We start from the raw sequence: 12,903 nt of genomic DNA, 5'->3' as shown, positions 1-12,903 counted from the left end.
ACGATAATTGGCTCTCAATCTTCGTGTTTTTAACACAAGTGTGCCAGTTTATACCGAGTGCTCCGCCCCCCGGCTTCACTTTTTACCAAGCAACCAAGCTCGACCAACGCCGCTAAATGACGAGATGCGGTTGGCTTACTCACTTTCGCCACTTTATGGTATTGCGACGTATTAATGCCTTGGTCAAAATCCCCATCAAGCATTCGATTGAGCACTTTTACTTGTTCCGAGGACAGTCGCGTTTGATCGACATTTCGCCAGAAGTTTGTTTTAAAAACCGTTTGGTCGATTTCTTCGAGCACATTGGTGAATGTTTCACCTAAGGTGTTTAAAAACCACATAAGCCACGCGGTAATATCAAGATCACCTTTCTGGGATTGCTCTAATATTTCGTAGTAGCTTTTACGGTTGGCTAAAATCGCCACTGACATTGCATAGAAACGGACAGATTGACGCTCAGCCTGGGCCAGCGCCAAATCAGTGAGTAAGCGGGTGATCCTGCCATTGCCGTCATCCAAAGGGTGGAGCGTCACGAACCAAAAGTGCGTTATCGCAGCCCTAAGCAAAGGGTCTAAAGCGGGGTCCTCACGAGAGTCATTAAACCAGCGAATAAACACGTCTAGTTCTGACTCAAGCACATCTCGGCTCGGTGCTTCAAAATGCACCGTGGGTTTATCTATTCTTCCCGACACAACCTGCATTGGCTCGTCCCCGCGCAACTGCCCTCCTATAACAGGATTGAACAAGGTGTAACACTCAGGAAACAGTCGTTTATGCCACTGCAATATTCTTTCAAGTGAGAGCAGCGAGTCTAAATTCTCCACCGCATCTAACATTATTTCTGCTAAGCCATCAGTGCGTTCAGTAGTTGGAAATGGTTTTTCTTCAGAAAGACCAAGCTTATTGGCCAAGGACGAGCGAACAGAAAAAGCATTGAGCTTCTCACCTTCAATGGCACTCGAATGAATAATGTTCGCCAATAGCGTGTCTAACATACTTTGCTTTTGGTCTTTAGGTTGGCTCGACATCTTGCCCAACAACATGCCTTGGTGAAAGCGAATGTCGCGTAACTTGGGTTCAATGACTTTTTCATCCCAGATAAAGTTTGGCCAATCAGCTTGTTGCCAGATCCACATCTTGTCGCCTTTTTGATTTAAATAACAGTCTATTCAAATCATAGCATGATTCGAATCAAACCCAAAATCGAATCAAATAATGATAGGAATAAGCCAGATATTCATATCATCCTGTCTTGGTGGCCATTAACCGAGGCCTCAAATCTTCTTCTGCAAGTGACTTAACGCCAACCCCGCCATCAACGCCAAGCCGATGATCATCGACGGTAGTACCACCGGTGGAATAGCCAGCGGGGCAAACAATCCCATAAACAGCAAAATGACGCCTGAGCCCAGGATAATCATGCTGTAGCGGTGAATGATAGGGCTCGAAAAATCAAAGGTTGTTTTCTTAATCTTCCAGGTCATCAAGCCGTCCCACAGCGCCGGTAACATGAGAATAAGCGCAAAGGGCAACCAGACCATCAGTAAAGCAAATCGAGTGAACACTTGGTACAACACATCAAAAAATGCCTGAATACGGTCTTCTACCCAGACAAACCAAAAGCCTCCCATGTTCTCCATCCCTTTAGAGCGCAGTCGCTGCTCTTCAGTGGGGATTAGAAAATCACGCACAGATTGCTCCACCTGCGTATCCACAATCCATGACTGATACCAGCGATGGCTAGTTTGACCAATCCAATAGCTTGTTTGTGCGCCCAATTGGTTTTGGATCATCAGCTTCTCTTTACTGATGACCCGGCCAGTCCAATCACCGGGCACTAACACGCCAATAGCAATAATCTCCAGCATCAGTGCCAGACACAGTAGCCAAACCGACTTATGCTTGCTCATGCCAAACATCCTCTTCAACTCGCGCCAGCATGGCTGCAACGGTTGGCGTCATAATCCGGGCTTTAATCACTTGTTGAAGCCGCTTTGTCGTCGTATGACCGCTGACATAACGCACATCGATGCGTCCTTCAGCCAAATACGCCATCCGATTTGGACGATTACGAATCCAGGAGTAGAAATACACACCATCTACGGCAGCCCACTCGAAATGGTCAGGATCACGCAGGCGAATCCCCGTTAAAGCACTGGCGGCAGTCCAGGTAAGTGCCTCAATGAAATGCCACAGTCGTACACTGTCATCATCACAACTGACTTCTTCATAACTACCCAAGCCATTGCACAGACACAAATCAAAGATGGAATGGCCATCTAAAGTGAGCGCATCCGTTAAATAGTCCGCCAAACAGTGCACTGAAGCCAAAGCATGAGGCCAGTCGGTTTCAAGCAGTCTTAAGGCTTCCTTGAATTGAGGGTTATGTTGCTGCCACTGAGCGAGCATTTCTTTACTGGTAAGTGTTGTCATTTTCAGACAGACAGAATGATGCATACAGACTCCTTATGCTGCCTGTGTAGAGCTGGTTAAAATAGGAATGCGGCCTTTGATCACGCGGCCACCTGAAAGCTTGGCGATGTACTCCAGGTTGGGAAGCTGGCCTAATAACTGCGGTGGAAACATATCGCCTTCTTCCTCCATCAAGCGTTCGCCATGATTGCCGGTAAACAACGCGGGGCTGTCCGAGTTGGACGACATACCTTGAGTTTGCATGATGTACTGCAACCGAGTCTTAGGCAGATTGTCAGTAATATACTGCTGCGTTTCGGCGTCCATCACCCGAAGGGCTATCAAGTTGTTGATGTTACCTAACACCTGGCGAGCCTTAGCTTCACTGCCTGTTCGAGCTGCAAAGTCAGCAAAGGTCTGAGTAGCAATCACACAACGCATTTTTGCGCCACGACCTTTGTTGAGCAGTTGAATGAAGGGATCGTTGACGACTTCAGCAGCCTCATCGATGAAAATATTTACGGGACGATTTTCAACACCATAGTTATAGCGGTCACCGGCCACGGCGGTGAGATCGGATAAAAGCAACGAACCAATGGCGCTGCCAACCATGGCGTCGGTCAATGAATCCAACCCGATATAGGCCACTTGGGCATTGTTGATAATACGGCCAGAATCCGTAATTAGCCGGCTGTCATCCACATCGTTTGCAAGCGGTGATAGCAATGGACCTAGTTCACTTGATGTGAGCATATTGAGCACCGGCATCAATGAGGCCACCATCTTGGAATAGTGGGTTCTGTCATGTTCAAACATGCTCAAAAGGCCCTCTAAATCAGTATTGGCGGCAACGGGCTGAATGCGTTCGTAGTAAAATAGCAGCATCGCCATAGCTTGTTTAGCCAAGGTATTGGCCTTTTCGGTAAAGCGCTTAATCTCCACACTAAAGTTCGGATACACCTGCTCCCCCCAGGCCGTAACGGCTTTTACTACCAAGCCTTCTGGGCCACCTTCCAAGAATCGCCTCAACGTTTTCAGATCAGGACGTTGTGACGTAAGCAACAAACCTTGCACTATGTTATTCAGTGCCATTTGGCCAAAGGCTTTAAATGGATCAGCACCGGTTTCAGAGGGGATTAATGCCGCAATTCGGCTGGCAATTTCAGTACCCCGGTTAAAGTTCCTCAGGGGATTTAGACGTACTGAATGCTCTGGAAAACCCGGATGAAAATACACAAAGCGCTCAGGACTACCGGCGGCAATACAGGCTCGCTGTGCATTATCCTTAAGTTCCTTGTCTCCCTTAGGGTCAATAATAATCACGGCTTCATTACGCAAAATGGCCTGAGTGATCATCGCATCAAAGCATCGGGTTTTCCCGGCACCGGTCGTGCCGACAATTAAGGTGTGCCCCTCAGTGTGACCAACTGGCTGGTACACATCTTCTTCTTTGGGCTCAACACCATGAATCCAGGTCGAACCCATTTGGCTATTCTTTCGATAAGAGGCGTGACCTTGGTTAAGCAAGGTTTGCTTATCCCGCTTTAGGATTTCATAAGCGCGTTGCGCATGACGTTGGTCCCACTCAAAGCCATAGCCTAACCACAATTCATCAGGATGTTTTGCCATTACCTTTTGTAAATGCGACAGCTCCATAAAAGCCAAAGGTTTGCCTTTTAGCCCCTTCTGCAACTTATAAAGACGGTAAGCCTCAGGCAGGCGATACAACGCCATGCCCGAGGAAATCCCTGTCATCCACCAAAATGGCTCAGGTGGTAACTCAGTAAGTATTTCTGCTGCAATTGCCCCAGTTGCCCCAACTAGCCAACCTGCTGCTGCCATGGCTTCATAGTTCGTGCGCCAGGGCATCTCGTATGCGTTTTCTTTCATTCATGCTCCCCAAAATAACCGTTTGCAATCGCTTAATTTCAAAAGGATTAACGTTTAGCGTGAGCGGTAAACAGAACCGTTTCCCCCTCATCAAACTGGCATTGGTCACTGGCCGAGATCCCCCGAAGCAATTGCCCGGCTGGAATACCATGCTCATTGGCGACTTGGCGTAAGGTTTGAATCGTGACGCGAATACCATCGGCACTATGATCCACGTCTGGGTAATCGCCATCGGTCAGTAAGATGGGCAAATCTTTCACAAAACTAACCATCTGTTGCCGCTGCACGTGTTTGGGGTCTGTACTTGAGTTCGCATTGGCCACAATCGGCTTTTGCTTACGCTCCGCTCTTGTGGCAGGTTCTTTTGCTTGGGCATTGGTTGTCTTAGTTCGACTCGGTCGCGGTGAAGCCTCTTCGTTCTGAATTGCTGTCACTGATTCTGCGTCTTGTTTGGGAAGGTCAATCAGTGCAGTAAGCCCTTTAGAAATAGATACTTTCAGCAGCAACCCTTGCTCCTGAACGCCATCATTCGTAGTAATAGTTCTGGCCTTACGTGTCGGGTTTGCGGGATCTAATTCAAGCCAATCTAATCGACTGAGTTCAGCAAGCAGTTTTCGGGGAGCACACCAATGTCTTACGGCATCGGGATAGCGGATCAGTATCTGTTCACCAACCATAACCAACGCACTGCTGGCCTCTGGGAGCCACGCCAAAGATTCAGGGAGATTCAATGCTTCTGCATCGTGCTGGTTTACGTTATTTGAGATAGCGCCATCATATGAGTTGTTAGGCTTTTCACATCCATCATCTGGAGCATTTTCATTTGCCTGGGGGTTATTAACATCACTGGCAAGACGAAGTTCATCATCTTGTTCGGACGAGTTTGTCGATGGCGACTCAGACGAATTGCCGTGTTCGATTGATGATGACGCTTCAGGCAAGTCTGAATGCTCACTGGAGCGACTCTGTGACTCTGCTTGTGTTTGCTGTGTTGCTTCCCACTCAGATTTGCTAAACAGTCTCACGCTACTTGGTACATTCGAGCTGAACAATAAATCGGCCTCAGATATATGCAGCATGGGTAGCCAGATTGGCTTGTCGTCTTTGATCAGCACTTCAGGGGCAAGGCTTTCGTATCGCTCATTTGAGGCGGATTTAGTGGCCAATCCTCGCTCAATAAGGATGTCCGCAAGGGTATCGGGATCTCTTGGGATGCCCGGTATCTTGTCTTTGGCCAACAGCTCAATGATGTCCTTAGCCGCGCTTTTCCAGACCAGGTAAAGATTGGTTGATTGATTCAATTTTCGTACCCAAACTCTGGCGTCTCGCTGATTGACTAACCATTGGGAACTGGCAAGTAATCGCCTCATGGCATCAAGTAGATAGCGTTCGACTGGGACACCAAGGGCATTGTCGTCAACGGAAATTCGTTGAGCTTTAAGGTCTCGCTGGACGCTGGTTTGGTCAGCTTCAATAACCAATTTAGACAGGACATGCTCGGGATCGGTATTGCCAATTGCCTCCAGCATAGCTTGCAAAATCTCAGGGCCCGGCTGGGTTAACCAGGCGAGCAACTCAGGTGTCATCACCCGGTTTAATACCAGAATTGAAAATTGCTCGTGCCGCTTGCACCGTCCGTCGCGCCAGCGAATGAAATAGCGTTCAATGCTGTTATTAGTGGTCCACTGAGATAATGTTTCTAAAAAAGGGTTCCACTGATAGCGTCCATCTTCGTCTGTAATGGACAAGTCTGAAACTGGCTTACCAATATCATGGAACAAACCGCCAAGAGCCGCCGCAACACGCCACCTTGGCTCTAGCTCTTTTTTCTCAACCGGGGTGCCACTGGCAACAAAGATGATCCCTTCAGCTGCTTGTGCCGCCCAGAAAGCAACTTCCAACGAATGACGTAATAAACCACCAGCACCACTGTGATGATGATGCTCAGAAGCTGGCAGCAAGTGAACATAGGACGCCAGATGATCAATGCAGGGCTGAATTAGCCTTTGAAAATCACGCAGGTTAAAGCCAAGTACTTGGCGCAGTTTGGCAATTAGCTCGTCTTGTGTGGACTGCAAATCCTCGGGTGACGCTGCTGGCAACCCCTTTAGAAATGGCGGATAGCGCGGAATGTCTGCATCGAGTTGAGATGACAGCTCTGGTAATGCTTTGGCTTGAAAAAATAGGTTTTTGAACATAGTGAACCTCCGACACGATAGTGTGAAGGTTCATAAACTCACCGGCGGTGAATTAGATGTAAAAGAACCGCACCTATTTGACTAGGAAGTGGCGAAGCAGTTTTGTCTTAATTGAAACTAATTTTGCAAAGGTTTCCAACTTTTAGAAAAGCCAGCGCTTTTCGAAGTTGGCGCATTTGCAGGACGTTTCATTTTCACAGTCATAGGAAATGGGAAATCGACTCCTAACAACAACGCTTCTCCTTGACCCAAGACAGGGAGAAAAGATGCTGAACGTTGATCAATAGCGCCAACAGCCTTTTTTACAATTTCTTGGTCCAGCTGATTGGTCAACCTATGCACAATAAGTGTACCAATCTGACTTAAAACATCTTCAGGAATGTCACGTGGTCGCTGAGTAGCAATGATGGTATTTAAACCATACTTTCTACCTTCTTTAGCAATATTCCCAAAGGCATCCAACTCAAACCTGTTCGTTTCTTCACCAATTCGCTTATTGAGAAATTGATGAGCTTCATCAATAAATACTAATAGAGGTGCACCATGATTTATTGCACCTTGCCTGGCTACAGATAACAACTTTCTACCAATGGCATTAACAAGTATTTCTCTTGAGTTTGCTTCAAATGGAACTTCAGAAAGATCTAATCTCAGCACATTATTGCTACTTATTGGCGAACAGAAATCATCAATAAGATTAGGTAATGTCTTTAATTTATCATCCGGGTCAATCATCCATTTTAAATTTGGGTTGTTTGAATAGGCTTTAATCCGAGCTATCAGGTTTAAACAGTGGCCAACATCATTATCAGCTCTACCGCCCCAAATAGTGGGGTTAGGATTATTAGCATTACCGCCATTTGGCCACACACATTCGTTTACAATCTGGTCAGCAATGTATTTAAACATCCATGGAGCTGTCTGGATAGAGCTATTCATAGACAATAGAGCAGCTTCGTAAGGAGCCTTTGCTTGGCCAGATTTGTTCAAAAGATAATTTGCATTGATATCAAGGCCATGATTTTGTTGCTGCCAAAATTGCCAAACTATTTTCTGACTCTCGATAGCAGCCTCCAGTTTAGGCGCTTGGCTTTGTGCTGAAGGCCTTAAAAAGGCTCTAATATCTGAGTCTGTAAACTGCCAATGTGGAAAAGTTAACTGATTCAATGGAGTTGCTTTTGCATGATTCCCAACATAGTAACTGTCACAGCCAAGTGACTCATATTCCCCCGTCGGGTCAATAATAATTGCTTTGCCTCCAGCCTTAATCACTTGCTCTATGATGTTTGTCATCGAGTAACTTTTCCCGCCACCTGTTGCTCCTAAAATAGCGCAATGGCGTGAAAATAATTTTTCTGGGGTAACGTGAACAGTTACGGATTCATCATGCGGAAGTGAGGCTAACGGTAAATGAATTTGGCCAGGCTCTTCATCTTGTTTACCTTCAGCGATTATTGATACCAGATACGGGTGAGCTGAATATATTTGGCTACCTAATCTCGGATGCTGCTTAATTCCTTTGTAGTTACGACCATTAGCTGGGTTCAAACTCACCAATAATTGAACAAGTCCAATTGGATGATTTTCGGATGGTTTATCAGCCAAACCGTCAACACTTAATCTCTCTCCCCCCTCAATCCACACTTTCACTAAGCGCCCAAGTATCGCTGTTTCACCTATGTCGATGAATACAAATTCATTTACTTCTCCAGCGGCTATTCGATTTCCGAATGACCAACTGGGCTCACCAGATCCCGCTTTAGATAAGTTAATGATAAGCTCGGTTGCAGATACGCTTATGACGCTACCAATCCGTCTTGTTGGATCGTACGGGGAAAACCAGTTTTTCCGCTCCATGAATAGTCTCCCTTATTTAATACTCGCTGTGATTTTCTCAAATGCTTTGAAGAGTTCATCCTCGGGAGTTGTTGATCTTCGTTCAGGTAGTAGACTAGAAAACTGTTTAAACGTTGAATCCATTATCGCGATTCTGCCATCCCCATGGTCAATAGCTGCCATTAGCAGATTCCTAATCTCATTATTAAATGAACCCGTTACACTGAATGGGTCTTTCGTTGCAACCATCAGCATAAACTCAGGATTAGTCCTAAGCGCCATAGTTAGCGCATTATTTATATGCTTATCATTAAAACCAAAACCTAGACACAATACAGCCGTTTTTGGTTGTTTAACTACTTCCAAAAAAGAAGTCATCATATCTAAGTAAGGAGAATCATAAGATGTCTGATACTTGCTACTGCTTGGATAGATAAAAACAGGTTCACCAATTTTGCTATCAGCACCTAGCTTTCTAACTCTGCCGTTAAATTTTCTCCAGTCCACAGAGCCATGCATCTTGTATAGCTGAACCACATTGGATATGTATGCGCCTTCACTGCTCTTGGAGTGCCCACGGTTCACTATGTCATACTTGAACCACATAGGATTAAAAAAAGAGGGGTTAGAAAACTCAAAACCATCAATAACAACAAAACCAGTATTTGATGCAGCGTGCTCAAAAGCCAAGTCATAATTAGTCGTGAAAAGTTTAAGTCGTTGTTGCTGAGCACTCCTTCTACCTACTGCACGCATAAATTTATCATGACTAACCCAGTCTGATTCAGGGATCGATTCAGTAAAGGTAGTTTTAGCTAAAATTATGTTTTTGGCTTGCTCAAGGAACTTACTTACTTGATTAGTTCTTTGATTTGAAAGGTTCCCAACGGCTAAAGAAGAATCGCAAAGAGACAATAATAGTTCAATGTCTGGCTTTGCATCACCGTTTGCTTCACGATGTTTTTGAAGGGCATCATAATTTGTTGCCTTCAAAACCAATTGGAAAAGATTCTCATCTGCTTTTTTACAATAGTCCCAAAGGTGCCACATACTTGGAGCGATAGGCGCTTTGTTCTGCTGAGAAAGCGTATTAAATGTTAAAGACGTGCCTGAACCAGCCAGTATGACTAAGTTATCAGTATCCAAAACTTTATTGATAAAACGAAAAAATGTGGCCAGCTCGTCATCTAAGTCATCATTAGAAAGATCAATTTCGATTGGCTCTCTCTTCGAAGACGCGGAGTTCCTTTTTATGTCTGATGACAAAAACCTTACTATGTTTTCATTTTCCATTTTTTAATTCACCTTCCACGTAAAAGATAACCAGCCTAGAAATCAATAAATTTCAGACGCTTGCGCTATTTGACTTCGTTCCTGAACAGCACGTAATAACACTTATATCTGCCCACCCACACCTTTGAATTTTTCAACAAAAGCGGCAATTTTCTGAAACACCGTTTGCTTCTGGGTTCGGTACTGTGGGTTCAATGGGCTAAGTTTGGGCAGCGCCTCATTAAGTGCAGTGCCATTTTCAGAGGCGTACTCACGTTTGAGTGATGACGCAATATAACGTTTGGCAGCATCGATATTGAGCTTTTCAGAGGCAATAATGGCATCGGCTTCGCGCTTCTGCTCCGCCTGGGCGAATTTGAAGAAAGCGTCGATAATGCTGGCCTTGTCATTGATCTCATCTAGGTTTGTCTGGTTAATAAAATCAACCACCAAGCTCTCTTTCGCTCTATTGCCAAGGCTACCGCGGATCATACGACGAACTTCTTCAATCAAGCCTTCTTTGCTCTTGTTCTTCTTATTGTGATCAAAAATAAGCTCAAGAATGTAATCGAGGTTTATTTCCTGAGATTTAAGCAAATCAATTTCAAAGACCACATCGTCCCAGTCTACCGTTGACTTATCTTTGTCCTGACCTTCTTTATCGCGTCGCAACCAGTCACGGGTATCGTTGTAAGTAGAGCGATAATCTTGGATAGCACGTTCGCTTGGCATATCGATGGTTTGCATTGCCTCGATGTCAGCATCGTCTAGATAGTACTTTGACTTGAACTCTTCAACAGCTTGTTCATCACTGGTATCTAAGCTTTGCAGCGCTTTTAATCCAGCAAACTCATCGTAGTTTTGTAAAATATTTTCTGCTTTGAGGTATTCACCAAAGAGCTTGGCAAACTCTTTTTTATCTTGTTCTTTTTCAATATTTTCTGGGTTTGGAAAGCGTTCTTGCAGCTCTTTTACGATATCAACAAAACCTCGACGCGCTTGGCCAGTAGCAATATCGTTAAAGCCTTCCATGTATTCTTTGTAGCTCTTCTCCAACACCACGTTTTTGGTGTTTTTGTCACCAAACAAGGTGATGGCGTCAATGGTTGCCTGTTCCAAGTCCCGGAAGGTAACAATATTGCCAAAGGTCTTCGTTGCATCATAAATGCGATTGGTGCGAGAAAACGCCTGCATCAAGCCGTGATAGCGCAAATTCTTGTCAACAAACAAGGTATTGAGCGTAGGCGCATCAAAGCCCGTTAAAAACATACCGACCACGATAAGCAGATCAATTTCTTGATTCTTCACGCGCTGGGCAAGGTCACGGTAGTAGTTCTGAAAACCATTACTGTCCACGCCATAGTTAGATTTAAACATGGCGTTGTAATCGTTAATCGCGGCGCTCAAAAACTCTTTAGCGCTGCTGTTCATCGCGCTAACTTCAAAGCTCTCATCTAAAATATCACCAATGGCGTCCTGCTCTTCATTGGCTGCAAATGAGAAGATAGTCGCAATACGCAGAGGTTTACTTGTAGGTCCATTTTCGGCCTCGGCCTGCAATGTTTTAAAGGTTTCATAGTACGCTTTCGCAGCATCAACACTACTGACCGCAAACATGGCGTTAAACCCTTTGGCACCAGAATAGGCTCGATGCGTTTTCTGGTTGAAATGGTTCAGAATATACTGCGAGATTTCACGAATGCGCATTGGATGTAAGAACGCTTTCTTGTTCTCCGCCGCACTAAGCTTCTTATCATCCTGCTCAGTCTCAATGCTCTTAAATTGCGGACGAACGTCGTTATAGTCCACTTTGAACTTGAGTACTTTTTCATCACGAATGGCATCAGTAATCACATACGTGTGCAACTGCTGGCCAAACACGCTGCCCGTGGTTTCAGCACCCAAGGCGTTTTCAGGGAAAATTGGCGTACCGGTAAAGCCAAACTGGTAGTACTTTTTGAATTTCTTCTTCAGGTTTTTCTGCGCTTCACCAAACTGGCTTCGATGACACTCATCAAAAATAAACACAACTTGCTTGTTGTAGATCGCTAAATCGCTTTCACTTTTGATTAAGTTGTTGAGCTTTTGGATGGTGGTAACAACAATCTTGTTATCGTCTTTATCCAAGTTGCTTTTTAGCCCTGCGGTACTGTCTGAACCGTTCACACTATCAGGCGAGAACCGCTGATACTCTTTCATGGTCTGATAGTCGAGGTCTTTTCGGTCCACCACAAAAAAGACTTTATCGATACAGTCTAAATCGGTGGCCAAACGTGCCGCTTTAAAGCTAGTGAGTGTTTTTCCTGAACCGGTAGTGTGCCAAATGTACCCGCCGCTTTCGGTGTTGCTCCAATTCTTAGCATTAAACGCGCTCTTTATCTTCCATAAAATGCGCTCAGTGGCCGCAATCTGGTAGGGGCGCATTACAAGTAAGGTATTGCTGACGTCAAATACCGAGTAACGCAAGATCACTTCAAGCAAGGTCTCTTTCTGGAAAAAAGTGGCGGTAAAGTCTTTTAAATCCTTGATCAGTGTATTGTCAGATTTTGCCCAGTTCATCGTGAAGTCGAAGCTGTTTTTGTCTCGCTTCGTGGTATTGGCAAAATAGCGCGTGTCGGTGCCATTAGAGATCACAAACAGCTGCAAGAACTTGTACAACGAGTTCTCTGCATTAAAGCTTTCTTTGCTGTAGCGATGTATTTGGTTGAACGCCTCGCGGATTGCCACACCACGCTTTTTCAGTTCAATTTGCACCAAAGGCAAACCATTGACCAAAATCGTCACATCGTAACGGTTGGCATGGCTTCCCGTTTGCTCAAACTGCTTAATGACCTGCACTTTGTTACGAGCAATGGTCTTCTTATCAAACAGGTAGATGTTTTCTATATGGCCATCATCAAAGACAAAATCGAAAATATAGTCACTGTGCACTTTGCGAGTTTTATCAAGAATATTGTCGCTTGGTGTGTTCAGGTATTGCTCGCAAAAGCGAGCCCACTCGGCATCGGTAAATTCGACCTTATTAAGGGCTTGTAGCTGCTTGCGCACATTCGCCAGCATGGCATCGGGCGTGGTTAGTGCCGATAAATACTCATAGCCCTGGTTGCTTAGGTCCTGAATCAGCTCACGTTCTAAATCACCTTCGCTTTGAAAGTTTTCTGCAACTTTCCAGTCTTTGGTGTATTTATCTAACACAATAAAGTTGTTCGATTCTGCCACCGCTTTATAAGTCGTCATTCGTTTACATCCTTTTTTGTTAGCCGTGGTGTTTTCCAAAATGGAACCAGCCACTGCA

Annotated in this window: 8 protein-coding genes; all 8 read right to left on the bottom strand. The window is 45.0% G+C overall.

Annotated elements, in window-relative coordinates; genetic code table 11:
• Nucleotides 1-29: 29 nt before the first annotated feature.
• The 8 genes from FTA96_RS12825 to FTA96_RS12790 all read right to left on the bottom strand — a co-directional run bounded on the left by FTA96_RS12825 (nucleotide 30) and on the right by FTA96_RS12790 (nucleotide 12,845).
• Nucleotides 30-1,136, bottom strand: coding sequence for a Fic family protein (locus tag FTA96_RS12825; protein ID WP_145573977.1), 1,107 nt, complete (start codon nucleotides 1,134-1,136; stop codon nucleotides 30-32).
• 138 nt (nucleotides 1,137-1,274) lie between these two features.
• Complete coding sequence (locus tag FTA96_RS12820; RefSeq protein ID WP_145573975.1) at nucleotides 1,275-1,910, bottom strand: DUF4400 domain-containing protein; 636 nt, start codon at nucleotides 1,908-1,910, stop codon at nucleotides 1,275-1,277.
• Complete coding sequence (locus FTA96_RS12815) at nucleotides 1,897-2,457, bottom strand: conjugative transfer protein (RefSeq protein WP_145573973.1); 561 nt, start codon at nucleotides 2,455-2,457, stop codon at nucleotides 1,897-1,899. The genes FTA96_RS12820 and FTA96_RS12815 overlap by 14 nt, the downstream gene beginning before the upstream one ends.
• 9 nt (nucleotides 2,458-2,466) lie before the next feature.
• Nucleotides 2,467-4,302: a conjugative transfer system coupling protein TraD gene (gene traD, locus FTA96_RS12810; protein WP_145573971.1), complete on the bottom strand. Its 1,836-nt coding sequence runs from the start codon at nucleotides 4,300-4,302 to the stop codon at nucleotides 2,467-2,469.
• A gap of 47 nt (nucleotides 4,303-4,349) precedes the next feature.
• The gene (gene mobH / locus FTA96_RS12805) at nucleotides 4,350-6,500 is read right to left on the bottom strand and encodes a MobH family relaxase (protein ID WP_145573968.1); all 2,151 of its coding nucleotides are present in this window, start codon (nucleotides 6,498-6,500) and stop codon (nucleotides 4,350-4,352) included.
• A 117-nt stretch (nucleotides 6,501-6,617) separates the two neighbouring features.
• Nucleotides 6,618-8,357 (bottom strand): ATP-binding protein, encoded by a 1,740-nt coding sequence (locus FTA96_RS12800; RefSeq protein ID WP_145573966.1) that lies wholly within the window; start codon nucleotides 8,355-8,357, stop codon nucleotides 6,618-6,620.
• A gap of 12 nt (nucleotides 8,358-8,369) precedes the next feature.
• Entirely contained in the window at nucleotides 8,370-9,629 is a 1,260-nt protein-coding gene (locus FTA96_RS12795; protein WP_145573964.1) for an SIR2 family protein, read from the bottom strand.
• Between the two features lie 102 nt (nucleotides 9,630-9,731).
• Complete coding sequence (locus tag FTA96_RS12790; protein ID WP_145573962.1) at nucleotides 9,732-12,845, bottom strand: HsdR family type I site-specific deoxyribonuclease; 3,114 nt, start codon at nucleotides 12,843-12,845, stop codon at nucleotides 9,732-9,734.
• Nucleotides 12,846-12,903 lie beyond the last annotated feature (58 nt).

It is taken from the genome of Yersinia alsatica, from assembly GCF_902170305.1.
GTDB lineage: Bacteria > Pseudomonadota > Gammaproteobacteria > Enterobacterales > Enterobacteriaceae > Yersinia > Yersinia alsatica.
Note: the sequence above shows the minus strand (reverse complement) of the source record. Positions and strands in the feature narration are given on the sequence as shown.

Excerpts from the sequence above, each read along its gene's own strand:
- FTA96_RS12825 (WP_145573977.1), bottom strand. The coding sequence starts at position 1,136 with ATGTGGATCTGGCAACAAGCTGATTGGCCAAACTTTATCTGGGATGAA.
- FTA96_RS12820 (WP_145573975.1), bottom strand. The coding sequence starts at position 1,910 with ATGAGCAAGCATAAGTCGGTTTGGCTACTGTGTCTGGCACTGATGCTG.
- FTA96_RS12815 (WP_145573973.1), bottom strand. The coding sequence starts at position 2,457 with ATGCATCATTCTGTCTGTCTGAAAATGACAACACTTACCAGTAAAGAA.
- traD (WP_145573971.1), bottom strand. The coding sequence starts at position 4,302 with ATGAAAGAAAACGCATACGAGATGCCCTGGCGCACGAACTATGAAGCC.
- mobH (WP_145573968.1), bottom strand. The coding sequence starts at position 6,500 with ATGTTCAAAAACCTATTTTTTCAAGCCAAAGCATTACCAGAGCTGTCA.
- FTA96_RS12800 (WP_145573966.1), bottom strand. The coding sequence starts at position 8,357 with ATGGAGCGGAAAAACTGGTTTTCCCCGTACGATCCAACAAGACGGATT.
- FTA96_RS12795 (WP_145573964.1), bottom strand. The coding sequence starts at position 9,629 with ATGGAAAATGAAAACATAGTAAGGTTTTTGTCATCAGACATAAAAAGG.
- FTA96_RS12790 (WP_145573962.1), bottom strand. The coding sequence starts at position 12,845 with ATGACGACTTATAAAGCGGTGGCAGAATCGAACAACTTTATTGTGTTA.